At 40.1% G+C, this 19,829-nt stretch carries 21 protein-coding genes; 8 read left to right on the top strand and 13 right to left on the bottom strand.

The annotated features are described in order from the left end of the window. Positions 1–90 precede the first annotated feature (90 nt). From ACU696_RS14690 to ACU696_RS14675, 4 genes are all read left to right on the top strand, one after another. Positions 91–1,380 carry an MFS transporter gene (locus tag ACU696_RS14690; RefSeq protein WP_004910288.1) on the top strand — a complete coding sequence of 430 codons (1,290 nt, stop codon included), beginning with the start codon at positions 91–93 and terminating at the stop codon, positions 1,378–1,380. Between the two features lie 640 nt (positions 1,381–2,020). Next, entirely contained in the window at positions 2,021–3,244 is a 1,224-nt protein-coding gene (locus tag ACU696_RS14685; protein ID WP_109911234.1) for a hypothetical protein, read from the top strand. A gap of 5 nt (positions 3,245–3,249) precedes the next feature. Beyond that, positions 3,250–4,485: a Zn-dependent hydrolase gene (locus tag ACU696_RS14680; RefSeq protein ID WP_109911235.1), complete on the top strand. Its 1,236-nt coding sequence runs from the start codon at positions 3,250–3,252 to the stop codon at positions 4,483–4,485. 57 nt (positions 4,486–4,542) lie between these two features. Next, positions 4,543–5,727, top strand: a complete 1,185-nt coding sequence (locus ACU696_RS14675) for an amidohydrolase (RefSeq protein WP_004910295.1) — start codon at positions 4,543–4,545, stop codon at positions 5,725–5,727. Positions 5,728–5,854: 127 nt separating this feature from the next. Here the strand turns inward: ACU696_RS14675 and ACU696_RS14670 are convergent, their stop codons facing one another. Next, entirely contained in the window at positions 5,855–6,031 is a 177-nt protein-coding gene (locus tag ACU696_RS14670) for a DUF2526 family protein (protein WP_004910298.1), read from the bottom strand. Between the two features lie 67 nt (positions 6,032–6,098). After that, entirely contained in the window at positions 6,099–6,659 is a 561-nt protein-coding gene (locus tag ACU696_RS14665) for a helix-turn-helix domain-containing protein (RefSeq protein WP_004910302.1), read from the bottom strand. Positions 6,660–6,741: 82 nt separating this feature from the next. On the opposite strand from ACU696_RS14665, the gene ACU696_RS14660 reads away from it, so the two are divergent. After that, positions 6,742–7,407 carry an AzlC family ABC transporter permease gene (locus tag ACU696_RS14660; protein ID WP_117162016.1) on the top strand — a complete coding sequence of 222 codons (666 nt, stop codon included), beginning with the start codon at positions 6,742–6,744 and terminating at the stop codon, positions 7,405–7,407. A gap of 2 nt (positions 7,408–7,409) precedes the next feature. After that, complete coding sequence (locus tag ACU696_RS14655; RefSeq protein WP_004910308.1) at positions 7,410–7,727, top strand: AzlD domain-containing protein; 318 nt, start codon at positions 7,410–7,412, stop codon at positions 7,725–7,727. Between the two features lie 143 nt (positions 7,728–7,870). Here the strand turns inward: ACU696_RS14655 and ACU696_RS14650 are convergent, their stop codons facing one another. Together ACU696_RS14650 and ACU696_RS14645 are read right to left on the bottom strand one after the other, a co-directional pair. Further along, the gene (locus ACU696_RS14650; protein WP_004263611.1) at positions 7,871–8,059 is read right to left on the bottom strand and encodes a YegP family protein; all 189 of its coding nucleotides are present in this window, start codon (positions 8,057–8,059) and stop codon (positions 7,871–7,873) included. A 301-nt stretch (positions 8,060–8,360) separates the two neighbouring features. Beyond that, positions 8,361–8,666 carry a hypothetical protein gene (locus ACU696_RS14645; protein ID WP_164528922.1) on the bottom strand — a complete coding sequence of 102 codons (306 nt, stop codon included), beginning with the start codon at positions 8,664–8,666 and terminating at the stop codon, positions 8,361–8,363. Positions 8,667–8,935: 269 nt separating this feature from the next. Here ACU696_RS14645 and ACU696_RS14640 point away from each other — a divergent pair, with 269 nt between their 5' ends. Then, positions 8,936–9,940 carry a luciferase-like monooxygenase gene (locus ACU696_RS14640; protein ID WP_109911237.1) on the top strand — a complete coding sequence of 335 codons (1,005 nt, stop codon included), beginning with the start codon at positions 8,936–8,938 and terminating at the stop codon, positions 9,938–9,940. 95 nt (positions 9,941–10,035) lie between these two features. On the opposite strand, the gene ACU696_RS14635 is transcribed toward ACU696_RS14640, so the two are convergent. The 4 genes from ACU696_RS14635 to hxpB all read right to left on the bottom strand — a co-directional run bounded on the left by ACU696_RS14635 (position 10,036) and on the right by hxpB (position 13,679). Beyond that, complete coding sequence (locus ACU696_RS14635; protein WP_004910319.1) at positions 10,036–10,425, bottom strand: YkgJ family cysteine cluster protein; 390 nt, start codon at positions 10,423–10,425, stop codon at positions 10,036–10,038. A 247-nt stretch (positions 10,426–10,672) separates the two neighbouring features. Next, entirely contained in the window at positions 10,673–12,064 is a 1,392-nt protein-coding gene (locus ACU696_RS14630; RefSeq protein ID WP_004910323.1) for an L-cystine transporter, read from the bottom strand. 181 nt (positions 12,065–12,245) lie between these two features. After that, positions 12,246–12,821, bottom strand: coding sequence for a metal-dependent hydrolase (locus ACU696_RS14625; protein WP_004910326.1), 576 nt, complete (start codon positions 12,819–12,821; stop codon positions 12,246–12,248). Positions 12,822–13,013: 192 nt separating this feature from the next. After that, positions 13,014–13,679 (bottom strand): hexitol phosphatase HxpB, encoded by a 666-nt coding sequence (gene hxpB / locus ACU696_RS14620; protein ID WP_109911239.1) that lies wholly within the window; start codon positions 13,677–13,679, stop codon positions 13,014–13,016. A 295-nt stretch (positions 13,680–13,974) separates the two neighbouring features. Here hxpB and ACU696_RS14615 point away from each other — a divergent pair, with 295 nt between their 5' ends. Continuing rightward, positions 13,975–14,514, top strand: coding sequence for a YniB family protein (locus ACU696_RS14615; protein ID WP_004910331.1), 540 nt, complete (start codon positions 13,975–13,977; stop codon positions 14,512–14,514). Positions 14,515–14,803: 289 nt separating this feature from the next. On the opposite strand, the gene ACU696_RS14610 is transcribed toward ACU696_RS14615, so the two are convergent. From ACU696_RS14610 to ACU696_RS14590, 5 genes are all read right to left on the bottom strand, one after another. Continuing rightward, positions 14,804–15,673: a fructosamine kinase family protein gene (locus tag ACU696_RS14610; RefSeq protein ID WP_004910334.1), complete on the bottom strand. Its 870-nt coding sequence runs from the start codon at positions 15,671–15,673 to the stop codon at positions 14,804–14,806. Positions 15,674–16,065: 392 nt separating this feature from the next. Beyond that, positions 16,066–16,932: a metal ABC transporter permease gene (locus ACU696_RS14605; protein WP_042851806.1), complete on the bottom strand. Its 867-nt coding sequence runs from the start codon at positions 16,930–16,932 to the stop codon at positions 16,066–16,068. Continuing rightward, on the bottom strand, positions 16,925–17,815 hold the full coding sequence (locus ACU696_RS14600) for a metal ABC transporter permease (RefSeq protein WP_109911241.1): 891 nt from the start codon (positions 17,813–17,815) through the stop codon (positions 16,925–16,927). The genes ACU696_RS14605 and ACU696_RS14600 overlap by 8 nt, the downstream gene beginning before the upstream one ends. Then, positions 17,812–18,702: a manganese/iron ABC transporter ATP-binding protein gene (locus ACU696_RS14595; protein WP_109911242.1), complete on the bottom strand. Its 891-nt coding sequence runs from the start codon at positions 18,700–18,702 to the stop codon at positions 17,812–17,814. Before ACU696_RS14595 ends, ACU696_RS14600 begins: the two co-directional genes overlap by 4 nt. Before the next feature lies 1 nt (position 18,703). Then, on the bottom strand, positions 18,704–19,615 hold the full coding sequence (locus tag ACU696_RS14590; protein WP_004910339.1) for a metal ABC transporter substrate-binding protein: 912 nt from the start codon (positions 19,613–19,615) through the stop codon (positions 18,704–18,706). Positions 19,616–19,829: the final 214 nt, after the last annotated feature.

Below are 19,829 nucleotides of genomic sequence, written 5' to 3'. Positions count from 1 at the left end.
GCGAGTGTGGCGGTGTTTCCCTACACATCACCGCCACAGCTATCTCTTCGCGATTGATTAAAATAACAAAATTAAAATGAGGAAACTGCAATGGAACAGAAGCAGTATTGGCTTGGTCTACCTAAGCATTTGTTCTGGGGTTTTATTGCTATCGCTATTTTTATGAGTGGTGATGGCTTTGAAATGGCTTTTCTATCAAAACATATTACTGATTTAGGGTTTACACCGGCACAATCAGCGATGGTATTTACTGTCTATGGCTTAATGGCCGCTGTTGCGGCGTGGGCATCTGGTGTTGTGGCTGAAATTATCACCCCCCTAAAAGCCATGATGATCGGGTTCATTCTCTGGATTGTCATGCATGCATTGTTTATGGCGTTCGGTCTGGGCATGAAAAGCTATACCTTGATGCTACTATTTTACGGCATTCGTGGATTAGCTTATCCATTGTTTATTTATTCATTTATGATGATGTTGGTGCAAGTCATTCCTCGAGCACATCTTGCTGCCGCTACCGGTTGGTTCTGGGCGATGTATTCTGTCGGAATTGGTGTCATTGGTAGCTATTTACCTAGCTTTTCAATCCCAATGATGGGGGAAACGGGAACATTATGGATGGCAATTGGTTGGGTCGCTATTGGTGGCGCAATTGCTTATTTTAGCCTGCGTCATATTCCAGTTGATCGCTCTAAAGTTAATTTACCAATGAAAGATAAAATGGCCGAGTTATCCCGAGCTGCGACTATTTTATTCACGAATAAAGATATCTTTATGGCGAGCCTGATCCGGATTATCAACACAATTTCATTGTTTGGTTTTGCGATTATCATGCCATTATTATTTGTTGACCGCTTAGGGTTCACCATCTCTGAATGGTTACAGATTTGGGCCGTTTTCTTCTTTGTGACTATTTTTACGAATATTTTTTGGGGAATTGTTGGTGAACATATTGGTTGGGTTCGCCAGGTCAGATGGTTTGGTTGTTTAGGAATGGCAATATCCAGCTTAATGTTTTACTACTTACCCGTTTATTTTGGTCATAATTTTGCCATCGCATTAATACCTGCCATTTTATTGGGTATCTTTGTGGCTGCTTTTGTTCCAATGACTGCGGTATTCCCAAGTATTGAGCCACATCATAAAGGTGCTGCAGTTTCGATTTATAACCTTTCTGCGGGGTTAAGTAATTTTGCCGCACCAGCAATTGCCAGTTTAGTATTGCCTTTCTTTGATATTGTGGGTGTAGTGTGGGCCTATACAGGTTTGTATATCTTTGCAGGGATACTGACATTCTTTATTAAAGTGCCACAACCCGGTTTTGAAAATAATCGTAAAATAAAACCAGCTAAGGTGGCGACTGAACAACAAACCAGTCATTAATTTACTTTACCTAATATCATCAAGCCCTGTAGATAGTGAATTATCTATGGGGTTTTTTCTTTATTTAATTCACCTCTATTATTGAGACAAACTAAATTGGACATGAAGGGATATCGTCCTTTTCAAAGGTAATATAAAGAGAAACGGTTTAAAAATAAAATAAAGTAGAATATTTCCTATAAATAGAAATCTGAGTCATATTTATAAGGTGATTTTTCATCTTATTGCGATAATTATTGAAAATACAGCGCTGGACAATAGAATATAATTTCATAGATTAAAAAAACAACTATAGTCGATTTGTTTATAAATAATTACTTAAATGACATAAAATATTAGCTTCTAAACCTGCATTTAGAGAATATTAAGGTGCTTGTCCCATTTCAATGTTATATCTGACTATTTAATTCATAGCTTCCCTTTATTCCAAGCTGTTTAAATCCGGTTTTACTCTCTATACATCTGAATTTTCGGTGTTATGATGAATTTTGTTGCAAATTCGTGTGTTTGCAGCGAAATACTCTCTATATTGGTGTTTTATTGCGCCAAATGAAATTTATAATCCAATCTTAATTAAAATTAATAGTTTGTAATACTAAAAAATAATCTAATAAAAAAAGATAATTGCGGGGAAAAAGTTATGTCACAGATGTTAGCTCTGTTTCTGATAGTAGGGATATTATATATAGGGGATGCTATAGCCGTTAGAACTAAGGCGTGGATCCCATCTGTATTTGTATGTGCAGTGCTCTTCCTTTTAGGTTATTGGACTATTTTCCCGAAAGATATTGTGAGTATTGCGGGTATTCCTCAGGTGGTTGCGGTTACCTTGATGTATTTGTTAATTACAAATATGGGGACCTTATTATCGCTAAAAGAATTATTGCGCCAATGGAAAACCATTCTTATCTCTTTAGCTGGGATTCTAGGCATCATTTTATTAACCTTTATTGTTGGTATAACTTTATTTGATTTAAATACGGTATTAGTTGCAGTTCCTCCGTTGGTTGGTGGTATTGTTTCTTCGTTAATTATGTCAAAAGGTGCTGCGGAGGCAGGTCTTGTTGACCTTTCGGTTTTCGCAATTTTAATTTACGTCATGCAGGGGTTTGCAGGTTATCCATTAACTGCGGTGATGCTAAAAAAAGAAGGACGCCGAGTTTTAGAAAAATATCGCAATGGCCAATGGCAAGAAACCTTAACGGTAGACGGGGCAAAAGAGGTCGAAGTTAAAACGGTGGTACCTGAAGATGAAATGCCACGTATGTTTAAAAAAATTCCTAATCACTATAACACGAGCTATTTTAAGTTCTTACGCTTAGCTGCGGTAGGCTATTTGGCTTATTTGGCCTCATCTTATGCTGCCCCTTATGTCAGTATTAGCCCATTTGTATTGTGCTTATTATTTGGTGTTATTGCTTCTTCATTGGGTTTCTTAGAAAGACAGCCGTTACAAAAAGCTAATGGCTTTGGGTTCGCAATTATGGCCTTAATGTTGTTTATTTTTGATACATTAAACCACGCAACCCCCGATATGTTATTACGCCTAGTTTATCCGATGGTGGTGTTAATTAGTGCAGCGGTTATTGGGATGTACCTTGCATCTTGGGTGGTTGGTAAAATATTAGGCGTCACCAAAGAAATGGCATTTGCTGTTGCGCTAACTGCGTTATATGGCTTTCCAGCTGACTACATTATTACTAATGAAGCGATCAACGCGTTAACGAAAGACGAAAAAGAACGCCAAGTATTAACTGGCCATATGTTAGGGCCAATGCTAGTTGGTGGCTTTATTTCTGTGACCATGGTTTCTGTCGTATTAGCAGGTATTATGGTGGCTTATATTGTTCCAATTGCAGGGTAAAAATAATGGAAACAAGTACTTCAAGAATTCAGCGCCATTTAGAACAATTGGCAGAATACACCGCAACGCCGGGTCAGGGTACTACGCGGATGAGCTATAGCGAACAAGATAAACAAGCGCGTGATTATCTAAAACAAGAAATGCGCGCCTTAGGATTACACGTTCGTGAAGATGCTATCGGCAATATTTATGGGCGCTTAGAAGGCCAGCAACCGGATTTGCCTGCAGTCATAGTCGGTTCACATTTTGATTCGGTCCCTCACGGTGGGGCATTTGATGGTCCTGCGGGAATTGTCGCCGGTTTGGATGTTGTGGCGCGTATTCGAGAACAAAATTTAACACCGAAATATCCCTTAGAAGTGATTGCGTTGGTTGAAGAAGAAGGTACCAGTTTTGGTCGTGGTTTGATGGCTTCGAGTGTAATAACCGGCCTGATTGGTACGAAAGAATTATACCAACTTAAAGATAGGCAAGGCGTGAGTGCTGCTGCACGCATGGCCGCGGCTGGGTTCAATGCAGACAATGCAGCGCAAGCGGTTCTTAATCCTAAAAATGTCAAAGCGTTCTTAGAGCTACATATCGAACAAGGCCCAGTGTTAGAACAGGCCAATGAAGATGTAGGGATCGTAGAAACTATCGTAGGCATCAGTCAGTTAGAAATTAAATTGACAGGTAAAGCAGGCCATGCAGGTACCACACCGATGAATATGCGAGCCGATGCATTAGTGTGCGCTAGCCAAATCATTAGCCAAATCCCTGCGCTAGCAACGGCAGTGGGGGATAATACGGTGGCGACTGTGGGGCGGTTAGCGGTATTGCCGAATGGGGCTAATGTCATCCCAAGTGAAGTCACTTTTAGCGTTGATATTCGTTCCAAAAATGATATTGCGTTACGTAAGGTTATTGAGCAAGTTATTGAGTTAACTGAGCAAGTTAGCAATTCATTAGCTATTTCAAGCGATATTGTTCAGCCGTTATATGTTCAGCCAACGGAGCTCAATAGTGATATTCATCAACTGATGCAACAACATGCTAGCGACCAAAACTTACGTTTTCGTTCAATGGTCAGTGGCGCAGGGCATGACACTATGATTTTTGCAGGTATTACTCAAACAGGATTGATATTTGTGCCAAGTCGTAATGGGTTAAGCCATCATCCAGATGAATGGACGGATTATGCACAAATTGCAAGAGGTGCAGATGTGATGTTTGCTACTGTTAAGTCATTAATAGAATGCTAATTAATAAATAAACCAGGTAAATCATCTGGTTGTGTAATAGGGTAAAAAGGTAGAAAAATGATCAACAAAACAATTACAGCGGCAATCAAAAAACACACACCGGAAATGATTGCTTTTCGTCGTGATCTACACGCTCACCCTGAACTACCGTTTGAAGAAATACGTACTACAAAACGTATTGCAGAAGAATTAGACAAAATTGGAATAGCGTATCGATTAACCGAACCGACAGGTGTTATTGCTGAAATTAAAGGCGGTAAGCCAGGTAAAACAGTTGCTCTGCGTGCAGATATAGACGCATTACCCGTTTTGGAATTGAACGATTCATTAGAATATAAATCGACTATTGAAGGTAAAATGCATGCTTGTGGCCATGATGCGCATACGGCAATGCTATTAACCGCAGCTAAAGCGTTGTATGAAGTACGTGAAGAATTAGCCGGTAATGTGCGTTTGATTTTCCAACCCGCAGAAGAAATTGCTCAAGGCGCATTAGCCATGATCAAACAAGGCGCAATCGAAAATGTGGATAACGTTTTTGGTATGCACATTTGGACAACCACACCATCAGGAAAAGTATCTTGTAATGTGGGAGGCTCTTTTGCTTCCGCAGATTTACTAAAAGTCACCTTTAAAGGCCGTGGTGGTCATGGTTCTATGCCAGAGGCCACCATTGACGCTGCGGTTGTTGCTTCTGCATTTGTCATGAATTTACAAGCGATTGTTTCCCGTGAAACGTCTTCTTTAGACTCAGCCGTGGTCACGATAGGTAAAATGGATGTCGGGACACGTTTCAATGTTATCGCTGAAAATGCAGTATTGGACGGCACGGTACGTTGTTTTGATATCGAAACTCGTAACCGTATCGAAGCTGCGATCCGTCGTTATGCAGAGCATACAGCGGCTATTTATGGGGCGACTGCGCATGTTGATTATATCTATGGGACATTGCCTGTTATTAATGAGGAGCGTAGTGCGCTACTGGCTCAGTCAGTGATTTCACAAGCTTTTGGTGAACAAGCTCTGATTAATGAAAGACCGACACCGGGCGGTGAAGACTTCAGCTTCTACATTGAAAATATCCCAGGGTGCTTTGCTTTGTTAGGCACAGGAAATGCCGAAAAAGACACTCAATGGGCGCATCATCATGGCTGCTTTAATATTGATGAAGACACGATGGCGACAGGGGCTGAACTTCATGCGCAATATGCGTGGAGTTATTTACAGCAACAGGAATTTTAATTGAGTATGTTAATGCTATTAGGGCTAGTTATTTTGCCAATACCGGGGTTACCACTAGCCCTACTGCCTATTTATTTTGCCTATTAAGATTGGTTAAAACTGCGAATAGCGGCCTATTGTATGGCTGCTATTTGTCGTGATGAATAAAAATAGCTTCTCTTAAACGCTGTTGTTGTTCAAAACGTTGTTCTTGGTTGATTTGCTGATCATGGGATAGCTGCATTAGCATTTCATTCATATTATGAACTGAGCTTTCTTCAATCAGTTGATTTATTTTTTCAACAATTTCATCATAGTAGGACATAAAGCAGGCTCCAATTAATATTCACTAAAGTTATCATAACGCAAAATTTAATGGGTTAGATAGGTGATTAATTCTGTTTATCGATCACCATAACTGCCATCGTATTGGGTTCTAAGGCTCGCATTATATGCGGCTCATCTCCGGGGTAGTGAATATAGTCCCCAACCTGTAACTCAACAGGGTTATCCAATGGGCCGACTAACGCTCTGCCGGACATAATAATGATGTGCTCGCTGACACCATGCATATGAGGCTCTGAAATACGGTCACGACCGGGCTGGGCAACCACAGTATAAATATCACGTCGCGAATCAGCAGGGGCTGATGAGAGCAAAAAGGCCAAATAGTTCGCGTGTTCAGCGCTGACCGGTATCGCCTCCCCATGACGGATCACAGTGACAGCCTCTTGTTTTTCTTCAATTAATCGCGCAAAAGGAATGTCTAAAGCCACACAAAGTGCCCATAAAGTTTCAATGCTTGGGTTACCGCTACCAGATTCCAATTGAGAAAGTGTAGATTTAGCGATACCGGCTTTGCGAGATAGTTCTGATAGGGATAGCCCGCTTTTTTGTCTTTCACGACTAAGGGCTTTCGAAATCAACTCAATGGGCGGGGAAGGTAGATTCAATGTTAATTTTCCTATTTAGATTGCACTTTATACTATCTATCGACATAATGAACGAATGTATTATATATCGAACGGTCTAGGGATGCTAACTTCAATAAGCTCAACATTAAATCATAGCACAGTGAAAAATATAGCTCTTGTCTGTTTTGCTGACTTAATTGTCGGCATTTCTTATGGCGCATTAGCGCTTTCGCAAGGTTTTGATTGGTGGGTACCACTTACTTTATCTATTTTAGTGCTCGCAGGGGCGTCTGAGTTTTTGTTTATTGGTGTTATTTTTGCAGGAGGTAGCCCGCTTTCTGCTGCACTTGCGGGGTTGTTAGTCAATTCACGACATATCCCTTTTAGTTTTGCAACTAACGAATTAACGGGGAAAGGAGCGAAGTCATTACTGGGCTACCATATTATGAACGATGAGAGTGTTGTATTTGGTTTAGCACAAGAAACTGAATCAGAAAAACGCGCAGCTTTTTGGTTGTGTGGGATCGGTATTCTATTGTGTTGGCCAATAGGGGTCGTGATAGGTGAAGTCTTGGGTAGCTTTATTAGTGATACGCATATATATGGGATGGATGCGATGTTTCCTGCAATTATTTTAGCGCTTTCATTGCCTGCGTTATCGGATAAACGCCTGCGGTTAGCTGCCATTATTGGTGCAGTTATTGCGGTTGCAACCACACCAGTATTACCCGCGGGGATCCCTGTATTACTGGCATTATTGAGCTTGGTTATTTATATAAGGAAATAATAATGACAAATAACCCATGGTTAATTATTAGCGGTATTTTGTTGTTGGCGGCAGGTACTTATTTAATGCGAGCGTCAGGTGCTTTGTTGCGCGGCCGAGTGGTACTTTCTGAAAATAGTAAAATGTTATTTTCAGCAGCAGCCATTGTCATTTTATTCTCAGTGGCAGCGACGTCGACATTATTTTCCGGTGATGAGATTTCTGATTGGCCTAAAATTGTAGGCGTGCTGGTGGCAGGGGTACTAACGTGGTTTAAAAAGCCATTTATTATCATTGTTTTGTCAGCTGCGATTGTGACTGCGTTACTTAGGTTATTCTAAATAAGGTTATTCTAAATAAGGTTATTCTAAATAAGGTTATTCTAATTAGAGTTAATCTGAATAGCGCATATTTATATAGCTTATATAAGCTAGAGCAGATAAAAAAGTGACCCCGACTTGAAGAGAGTTGGGGTCACTGAAATTTACTCAGTGAGATCTTTTATTGTTTCAGAAGAGCCATTTTTTTGGACAGAGGCAATCCCTTTTAGCGCAGATTGCTTGGAAGCATACATTTCACTTTTAGCAATCACTTCATGATTTGCTGCTTTTAAAACGAAATAGTAAGGCTGAGCAACGTCTTTAGTGGATTTTTTTAATTCAAAATACCCCATGTTAAGCTCCTGATTTTCTATTGAAAGGATGTCAAACAAAGTGTTAATAGGTAGCTGATATTAACAATCTGCTTGAATTAAGATTAGTCGCTATTAGGTGTTATTACTAGGGGAAAAGATTCAATTCGGATAAACTTTTTTTAAAAAAAAGCCTCTGGGAAGCAGAGGCAATCGTAGGATATATAGAACTCTTTATTATCTGACTAAAATATCGGCTTTTTCTTGTAACAGCTATCTGGTTGTACTTATCGATATAAAAGGTTTTGCCGATAACTTCATTAATCCTCATTGATACTAACTGTTACTTTGCAGTTGGAGCACCAATTGGTTCTGGTGTTGGCATGGTATTCATTGGTTTAAATTCAGGGACTTCCATCACTGTAACTTTGACAATATAGCGTTTGCCATCTTCAATTTTAGGCGCACTATTGGCCAGTTTTTTTACAGTTTCATTCGGTGTCGTCGTTTGTTCTGCAACGCTGTATACCATATTGTGATGGTTACCCATGTGCTGACGAGGCATTTTTTGGTTCACACCATTTGCTGCCGCAGTAAAACCGACGGTTAATAATGCTAAGGCTAATAAGCTTGTATTTAATTTTTTCATTTCAGTTTCCTCTGTATTGGTGATGAGCAAATCATTGACCAATTCATTTCGTCTCGCAATTGCTTTTACCTCCCCTGACGGAAGCTCCATAATTACTGCACTTTTTATTCAAGCTTATTCCATAATTTTTATAAAACAGTAGGTTAGTAGACGATAATTTACATTTTTAGACCACTTGTGCTAATGCAAATTTCAGTGCTGGAGACATCAAAGGGGATAGTCTAGGATGGTAAGTTAGGTTCAACAAAACTCTAACAAAGTGAGTGTGTATGTCAGATAAAAAAATTTCCCTTTCGTTGCTCGACCTTGCACCAATCATTCAGGGTTCGACAGCGAAAGAGGCCTTTGCTCATTCTCTTGATATTGCCCAACTAGCCGAAAAACTCGGTTATCATCGTTATTGGCTTGCGGAACACCATAATATGACAGGGATTGCAAGTGCGGCCACCTCGGTATTAATCGGCTATCTTGCTGCTAATACGCGCACTTTACGTTTAGGTTCTGGTGGTGTCATGTTACCGAATCATTCACCGTTGGTGATTGCAGAGCAATTTGGCACGCTAAATACACTTTACCCTGAACGTATCGATTTAGGCATAGGGCGTGCACCAGGAAGTGATCAACGGACGATGCAAGCTTTACGTCGCCATATGAACACGGATATCGATAATTTCCCGCAAGATGTAGCGCAAATTATTAATTGGTTTGATGCCATAAACCCAGATCCAGCAGTGCGTCCAGTACCGGGGTTTGGCGAAAAAATTCCAGTTTGGTTGCTAGGGTCGAGTTTATACAGTGCAAGGTTAGCTGCGCAGATGGGGCTCCCTTTTGCTTTTGCCTCTCATTTTGCACCTGATTTGCTATTACAAGCGTTGGATGTTTATCGTGCTAATTTCCAGCCATCGCAGAGACTACCTAAGCCGTATGCAATGGTTTGCATCAATATCATTGCCGCAGAGACTCAACGTGAAGCGGAATTTTTATTTACATCGATGCAGCAAGCCTTTGTCATGCTACGTCGTGGCCAACCCTCTCAACTTCCTGCACCAGTCGAGAGCATGGAAAACATTTGGTCACCTGCCGAGGAATTTGGTGTTCAACAAGCATTAGGGATGTCACTGGTAGGGGATAAAACCAAGGTACGCCATGGGTTGGAAACGATATTGAGGCAAACTCAAGCGGATGAAATTATGGTTAATGGCCAAATTTTTGATCATCAAGCTCGTTTGCACTCTTTTGAGTTAGCGATGCAGGTAATGAACGAAATTATGTAATGTATATAGCTGAGCGGTTAACACCAGTGCAAGGACGCATTTTTCAGACCTGATGCAAAAAAGAGATAACCCAGAAAAATCTGGGTCATTGACGGCTAGCAAGCTATTTGTGGTTGATGAGGCTCTAAGGGGGGTAAACCGTGAGCAGCACGCGCTCTATCGCAGGCTTCGTTGTAAACACCGTCCTGCCAAGATTGTTCGAACTCACGACACGGTGTGGGTCTTTGTGCATAAATCGAACAAGACACACACTCACCAATAGTGCCCTCTAAAGCAGTACAGCGGGTATTTTGTTTTTGATTGGTGCCATGCATACAACTCATAAATGGGGTAATTTGCTCAGTTAAATGTTGTGGTACAACACCACCGCCACTTTCTGCCTCAGCCCAATAAAAAGAGACACGAAAATAGGCACAACATGCACCGCAGCTTACACAAGGGTTTTCAGAAGACGCAGTTTTTAGGATATGGACATTATTAGTCATATTAAAAAACCATAAATGATGTTGATAAAATACCCATAGGAAATGGGTTGACGCAACACAAGCAGGAAGCTCAAGAAAACGTTGCTCAGGCTTTATTATCTTACGTAATTCCAGTTTATTGCAATATTATTTAGCACAAAAAACTGGTTTTTTTAATGTTCACCAAGATTAATAAAATTGACGTATTTGTGATAACCATAAAAAAACCTGCCAGAAGGCAGGTTTTTGTTTGAACTATGATGACAAATTAAACGTGTTTTAAATCTGCGTCATCATTTTGGTTGAATATCGCTTTATCGGTTTCACCCATCAATTGGCTAGTGACAGTACCTGCTGTCATTGAACCACTGACATTCAACGCAGTACGGCCCATATCAATTAATGGCTCAACTGAGATTAACAGAGCAACTAATGTGACAGGTAAGCCCATTGCGGGTAGTACAATTAACGCTGCAAAAGTTGCACCGCCACCAACACCAGCAACCCCTGCTGAACTGATAGTAACAATACCGACTAATGTCGCAATCCACAGTGGATCGAATGGGTTGATTCCCATTGTCGGTGCTACCATTACCGCTAACATTGCAGGGTAGATACCTGCACAACCATTTTGCCCAATCGTTGCACCAAAAGATGCTGAGAAACTAGCAATGGACTCAGGGATACCGAAACGACGTGTTTGTGTTTCAATATTCAGTGGAATACTTGCTGCACTTGAACGACTCGTGAATGCAAAGGTTAACACTGGCCCAGCTTTTTTAAAGAATTTAATCGGGTTTAAGCCTGTTGTCGCAACTAAAATACCGTGTATGACAAACATAATGCCTAATGCAACATAAGAGGCAATAACAAAGGTTCCTAAGTTGATGATGTCATGTAAGTTTGAACTTGCTACAACTTTAATCATCAGCGCCATCACACCATACGGCGTTAAACGCATTACTAAGCGAACTAATTTCATTGCCCAAGCTTGCATAACATCAATTGCAGCTAAGGCTTTTTCACCACGCTCTTTATCATCTTTAAACAATTGTAGTGCGGCAACGCCGAGGAAGGCAGCAAAAATAACGACACTAATAATCGATGTTGGATTTGCTCCAGTTAAATCCGCAAATGGATTTTTTGGAATAAATGATAAAATTAATTGAGGTACGGTTAAGTCAGAAACTTTCCCAATATAATTGCTTTCTATTGCAGATAAGCGAGCAGTTTCAGATTGACCTTGAACTAAACCTTCTGCGGTCAGGCCGAATACATTGGCAATTAAAATACCAACTAACGCAGCAATAGCAGTGGTAAATAACAAAGTGCCAATTGTTAAAAAGCTAATTTTACCCAGTGAAGAGGCTTTATGTAATCTTGCCACCGCACTTAGAATTGAAGCAAATACCAATGGCATAATCACCATTTGTAATAGCTGCACATACCCATTTCCGACAATATTAAACCACAGAATGGAGTCTTTTACCGTTTGGTGGCCACTACCGTACACGAGGTGCAGTATTACCCCATAGGCAACACCGAAAACCAGACCGACTAAAACTTTTTTAGATAGGCTCCAGCCTTTAGCCCCTAGTTTTGCCAACAGTATTAGTAGTGCTACAAAGCCGAGCACATTAATAATTAGAGGAATATTCATTCCGAACTCCAAATCATATTTTTATAAGGTGTGTTACTTGCCCTTTAATCCTTATTTGTTATAAGGATTTAGTTACTTCAAACAACTGGTTATATGTTATCAGCTGATAAAACACATTTCTTATACCAAAAAGTAATAAGATAGTATTATTCATACTTACATTATATGACAAAACTATAAATTATGTAGGGAAGTATGTATCTATTTGATTATGAATGTATTTTATAATCACATCAACGTGATTATAAAAATCGAATTGGTAACCTGCGGGTAATAAGCAGGCACAAACGGTCAAAATAATGGCAACAAAGCGTTCTCCACGTTGGCTATTTTTACCGCGGATCATGGGAAAACAAAAACGTTGGGGGAGTGGCCATAGTAACGGTACCCCCGAAGGCGTGAGCATATCGGCGACTAGATGGCTGATATAACCCAATAAAAAGGCTTGGATAATATCATTTGGGATTGCCCATTCTGTAGGTACCCATTGATAACAAGAAATCATCAATAGAAACCATGCAACTAGGCTATGAGTAAACCCACGGTGCCCGCAAAGCTTGGAAATGGGTAATGAGAAAATCCGCAGTAATCGACCAGGAATTGAGGAGGGGTGGTCAATATCGGGCAATAATGCGCCTAATAAGGCTCCTGGAACCATGTGCAGCCAATCACCATGAGCAATCTCTGGGGTGATTTGAAGTTTATGAGCCATTATTAAAGAGGCGACGGAAAAAAGCAGATGCCCTTCAGCTGTCATGGTGGATAAAATACCATCTGTTTATCTATACAGTTGATTGGCAGTATAAAGTGTTTGAAAAGAATATGATAGTACTAGAAAGGTAAAAAAACTCTTATTTATTAGCAGATAAGGAAAGGATTTTATAAATTAACACAATTCCCCTACCTAAGTTAGATAGGGGAGAACACTTCTTAGACACACAAAGTATTCTTAACGTAAATGTTCAGCCTTTAAGTCATTCAGTGAGGCTAGTTTGATATCGGCTAAACCAAAGCGCGGATCATTAAAATGCTTGCTGTCAGGTACCACAATTGAACGCATTCTGGCCGCTTTTGCAGAAATCATACCGTTAAATGAATCTTCTAATGATGCGCAATTGACCGGTTTAGTTGATAACTCAGCTGCTGCTTTAAGATAAACTTCAGGATGAGGTTTACTCAAGGGCAAATCAGCCGCAGAAATAACCGCAGAGAAATAATCACGAATATCCAGAAGATTTAAAACTTTTTCCAACATGTATAAAGGAGAAGCAGAAGCCAGGGCAATTTTTAAATCCATTGAACGGCAAAGTTCCATGGCATGTTGCACACCGGGTAGAATAGGGCGAGTTTCTTCAACTAAGCCAACAACACGGTCAATGATGCGTTGTGTGGCTTCTTCTTGGCTGCATCCTTGCCAAGGGGAAGCGTGGTACCAAAGCTCCACCACATGGTCAATACGTAAACCTAAGGTATCAGGCAGGGTATCAGCAATTGAAACGTCGACACCCAATTGTGAAAAAATCTCAAGTTCAGCCTGTGCCCAAAAAGGTTCCGAGTCGATCAGTAAACCATCCATATCAAAAATGACCGATTGGATGGGAAGATTATGGTACATGTCAAAACTCCATTCATGTCGTATCTATTAACGAAGGAGCAATGATATCAGTAAACAGGCTTCAAGCGTATTACTTGAGGTCAGTATTAGGGCAATATTGAAGAATTATCGGACAGCATGAAGTAAAAATATAATGATAATTAATAACCATACTATTTTGATTAGTCTGAAAGTCTAAATATAATTATCAATTATGAATTGAAATTTGGAGACGATGACTTTTTTCAGCTATGATTAGCGTTGAAAAATCATTGTAAAAATTTATCAAAAATAATAACGCTGAGGAAAAGCAGTAATGAATTACCATAATGCCAATTATGTCGCAATCGGCAAACGTATTCTGGGTTGGGTTGTTTTTCTGTTAGCATTAATTTCGACATTGGCGTCTTTAATTAAACTGGCTGGCATGAAGGGGCTTGCAGGTGAAGGGATCAATGCAGTCGCTAATGATTTTATTAAATTAATGGCGGAAATGGCCCGTCAAACTACGCCTTTCCTAAATTTCTTTTGGAATAACTCACCAGTACCTCAAGTTGCTAATGGGTTTTCTGGCAGCAATATCGGCTTTATCATCATTTTTATTTTTATTTTTGTTGGGCTTGCATTAAGTGCATCAGGTTTGCGCATGTACCGACAAATTAAGTTTATCCGTGAAAGCTTAGAAGACCACGTGATTATAGAAAAAGCAAAAGGCATAGACATCTCAAAAGAAGAACTAGAAGCTAAGGTAACTATTCCACGTCACACCATTTTCTCTCAATTTTTTCTTCTTTATTTTTGGCCAATTGTATTGGGGGTTGGCTTGTATTTTCTTCTACGCTTCCTTAACTGGTAATTTTCGTCATACTTCGAACCCTAGCTGTGTTGGCTTCTTTTGGCTAGTCGGGGCTCATACTTGTGTATGTTCCCCAAACTATCCTCAATTGCCGCCTTGCCACGGATCGAATTATTTAGAAAATTAAATTTTCGTCATACGTCACGTTATGAGGGTGTTGGCTGCGTTTAGCTACTCGGGTCACATACTTATGTATGCTCCCAGAGATATCTGCACTTGCCGCCTACTCATAACGCGAATTATTTAGAAAATTAACTATTCGTCGTACTTAATATTAAAAAACAGGAGCTTATTTTTCGTTGAGTAGGTTATCAATAATTGTTTGTGCTTGGTGGTAGCTTTGTTCATTACCAAAGATATGGGCTTGATTGAGTAAATAATATAACTGATAGATTGGTTGCCTATCTAAAAATCCATTTGGCAATGGCCAAACACTTTGGTAGCCATCGATAATTTGGATCGGAAGTTCTTGATATAACGGTAACATCGCAATATCACATTCTCTATCGCCCCAATAACAGGCGGGGTCATACAGTACTCCTTCAATATTTTGAGTGATAGCACAGTTTGCTGGCCATAAATCACCATGTAATAAAGAAGGTTGTGGTTGATGTCCTGCAAGTTTGTCCTTAACAATATCGACAATTTGCTGAATATCGCTAAATACCATTCCTTTTTCGGAGGCGAGTTGTAATTGTAAGCCAATACGCTTTTCTGCAAAAAATGAATTCCAACGCTTTTCCCAGCCATTAGGCTGTACAATTGTGCTTAGCATTGTATCAAAATCAAACCCGTAACTAGGCTGCTCTTCCCATTGATGTAGACGTGCTAGTTGTTGACCAAAATGCCATGCATTGGTGTTATCGAAAGGTTTTAGAGGGAAATATTCGAGCAGAAGAAAACTATGGTGCTTATTACTGCCAACACCGTAAACTTTAGGAACGGTTATAGTTTGGCTTTTAGCGAGCATTTCAAGTTGTTCAGCCTCTTGTTTAAATAAAGGCAAAAACTCACGCCGATTTTGTTTAATGAACACGGTGTGTTCGCCATAGTCAATTCTTAACGTATGGTGAATATCACCACCAGAGAGAATGACTTTGTTACGTAGCTCCGCCTCACCTAAGTGTTCACTTAATAAACGACACATTGCTTGCCACATGACTCACCTCGCTCTGCTTTGGTCTTCATTAATATAATACTATAGCGGCAGTTTAGGAATTAACAATGATAATTGCTTAAAAAGAAGCCGCTATCACGAAATAGTTAATTAATTATCAGGTTGATAACTATAATCAGAGAGTGACTCAAATTTAACGTGTGACGAACCAAATGAGAATGTTCAAATAATTGGAAATAAGTAGCTACAGAACTCACATTATCAGCGAGAAGCCTAGCAATGAAAGTTTATGAGGGATAAGTAGGGGCGGGATTAACGTTGTACGACGAAAATGCGTTAAAACATTAGGCTGGTAGTAAGTATTGATTGTTTTAATAAAAAGCTGAACTTACGAATTTGTGAGTTCAGCTTTTTACTTTTAGAGCATTCAATTATCAGGCTGTATGCATACTTTGTGGGTTAGCTTGCCCTTTTTTGCGGGCTAATACGATTTTGCTATACAGTAATGCAATCACAAAATACACAGCCTGTGTAACAACGATAGTTGGTCCGGTTGTTGCGTTGATGTGAAAACTCAGGATAGTCCCAATAACGCTCGATGTTACCGAAGCAATGATAGCGACGATGAGCATTTTCCCAAAACTACGGCATAACACAAAAGCAATGATGCCTGGGGAAATTAGCATTGCAATCACCAAAATAATACCAACTGCTTGCAATGAAGCAACAATGGTGAGAGCGAGTAGCGATAGCAAGCCATAATGGATTAACTTCACAGGCAAGCCAATGACTCGTGCTTGGTTAGGATCAAAGCAATACAACATGAAATCCTTACGTTTCAGTAGGATAATTGCAATGGTTACCCCTGCAAATAGTAATATTTGTTTAAACTCGCTATCGGTTATCCCTAAAATATCACCAAATAGAATATGCGTAAGGTGCTGTTCGGTATCTATTTTAGCAAACATAACCAAGCCGATAGCAAACATGCCTGAGAAGACGATACCCATCACCGTATCTTCTTTTATACGGCTATTTTCCTTTAAATAACCTGTAGCCACAGCACAAAACAAGCCAGATGCAAATGCCCCTATCGCTAATGGGATACCGAGTAAAGAAGCAATAATGATCCCCGGTAAAACGGCATGGGAAATTGCATCGCCCATCAATGACCAACCTTTCAATACTAAAAAGCAAGAGAGGATAGCGCATACCGTTCCGCTGACAATGGCTGTAATCAATGCTTTTTGCATAAAGGGAAATGCAAACGGAGCCATCAGTAAGTCAATGAAATCACTCATGAGATGCTCCTTGTTGGTGTGATTGGTGCAGCCGGGCGACTTCCTGTTTGGCTTTACGTTTTGAGGCAAAAATACCGTGCTTAGGTGCAAAGAAAAATGCCAGTAGGAAAATAATGGTTTGTAAGGTGACTATTAACCCACCTGTAGCACCATTAAGGAAATAACTGATATAAGCACCAACAGCACTGGTTACGGTACCAATCGTGACTGAAATAATGAGTAAGCGTTTAAATTGGTCGGTTAATAAATAGGCAGTTGCACCTGGTGTGACGACCATCGCAATCACAAGGATTGCGCCAACTGTTTGTAAAGCAGCAACAGTACACGCACTTAATAATGTGAAGAAAATAATTTTTAGGCGTAGAGGATTCAAACCTATTGAGCGTGCATGGCTTTCATCGAAAAAAACGGCTAATAAATCTTTCCATAAGCACAACAGGATAATAAATGAAACGCCGATAATAATTTCTACTTGTAATACGTCAGAATCCGCAATACCTAAAATATTACCAAAAATAATACTTTGTACATTAACAGATGTTGGATTCAATGAAACAATCAACAAACCTGCCGCGAAAAAAGTAGAAAAGATAAAGCCAATAACAGCATCTTCACGTAAACGAGTTAGATGCTTTATTAATGTCATGGCAAGTGCCGCAAGGATCCCGGTAAAAAAGGCGCCTGCCGCATAGGGTAAACCTAAAGCATAAGCACCCGCCACCCCAGGAACAACGGAGTGGGAGAGGGCATCTCCCATCAATGACCAGCCTTTCAACATCAAATACGCCGATAAGAATGCACAGACAGCACCAACAATGGCGCTGACCCAAATGGCTTTTATCATAAAATCATATTCAAAGGGCTGTAATAACATCTCAATCATTCGGAACCCTTAGCTTGGTTTTTTCGAACGGGTGCATCATGGTCATGACCATAGAATACAGCCGCTCTTTCATCATCGGTAATGACGGTGACAGAGCGCGGGTCATCATCGTCATGAAGCTCTTGACCAGACAGGTTAATATGACGCAATACACCACCGAAAGCTTGTTGCAGGTTTCGTTGCGTAAATGTCGTTTCAGTAGGCCCGCTCGCTAAAACAGTGCGATTGATTAAGATAACATGGTCGCAGAACTCAGGCACACTGCCCAAGTTATGAGTTGAAACGAGAATGAGATGGCCTTCGTCACGCAAACTACGTAGCAGGTCAATAATGGCATTTTCGGTTTTAACATCAACCCCAGTGAAGGGTTCATCGAGGAGTAAAACTTTACCTTCTTGTGCGAGCGCCCGCGCTAAAAAAACTCGTTTTTTCTGGCCTCCTGAGAGCTCGCCTATTTGTCGATGCTCAAGCCCTGCAAGGTCAACTCGCTCTAATGCCATTTTGACAGCGTCTTTATCTGCTTGTTTAGGGATGCGAAAAAAACCCATTTTGCCATAACGACCCATCATCACGACATCAGAAACGAGAACGGGAAAATTCCAATCTACTTCTTCTGTCTGTGGGACGTACGCAATCACGTTTTCTTTAAGCGCGGTTTTTATCGGTTGATCATTTAATGTCACACTGCCAGAAGATGGGGTGACAAGCCCCATAATAGTTTTAAATAGCGTTGACTTACCACTACCATTTACGCCAACTAAGGCACAAATAGAGCCACCAGAGATAGTAAAGCTTGCGTCATAGATAGCGGTGTGACCATTATTATATGTCACAGTCGCATCATCGACGATAAGATTCGGGTGTTCGAATTGACTTGAGTGATTCATATTACTGTGAAAATCCTTTCGCTATCGTGTCTACAGTCGTATTTAAAAGGTCAATATATGTTGGTACTGGGCCATCAGCAGTTGAAAGTGAGTCTACATATAATACGCCACCGTATTTTGCCCCTGTTTCTTTACTGACTTGGCGAGCCGGTTTGTCAGAAATTGTACTTTCACTGAATACTACAGGGATGTTGTATTTACGGACAGTATCAATTACCTTTTTTACTTGTTGAGGAGAGCCTTGCTCTTCCGCATTGATTGGCCATAAGTAGACTTCTTTAAAGCCGTAATCATTAGTTAAATAGCTAAATGCGCCTTCACTTGAGACTAACCAACGTTCATTTTCAGGAATGCGATTTAAGCGTTCACGCAAAGGGGCGTCAAGCTCAGCAATTTGTTGCGCATATTTTTTTGCATTGGCATTATATGTTTCAGCATTTTCAGGGTCATATTTGACCAGAGCTTGACGAATATTTTCAATATAAATCTTAGCATTAGCAGGAGACATCCATGCATGTGGGTTCGGGTTGTCTTTATACTCACCTTCACGGATTGGCATTGGCTCAATACCTTCAGTGACCACGACAGCAGGGACATTTTTAAAGTTTTCAAAGAAACGTTGGAACCACACTTCCAAATTCATCCCATTCCATAAGATTAAATCTGCGTCATAGGCTTTCATGATATCTTTAGGTGTCGGTTGATAACCGTGAATTTCTGCTCCAGGCTTTGTTATAGACTCGACAATTGCCGCGTCTCCAGCTACATTTTGAGCGATATCTTGAATAATAGTAAAAGTGGTTACGACTTTAAACTTTTTAGCAAAAGCAGGCTGACTAAAAAAGATGATTGCTATCAAAGCAAACATACTAGTTAGTAAAGGTGCAGATAACCGAGATACGTTCTTCTTCATAAAAGTTGACCCTGACATTATTGGTTTAGCGTTTATTAACATACAGTTGTTAAGGTTTATAACAATTATATTTTATATCTCAATTGATAATGATTATCAATATCAATTGAGAAAAATAAATATAAAAAGTGTGGAATAGCATTATTTGTCATTATAGGCTTCTAAGTCCCATGGTTATTTGTATGACTAAAACACGTCCTGAAGTAAAAGTTAA

Source organism: Providencia sp. PROV_01, assembly GCF_053098325.1.
The sequence above is the reverse complement of the archived record's forward strand: the minus strand, read 5'-3'. Positions and strand labels throughout refer to the sequence as shown.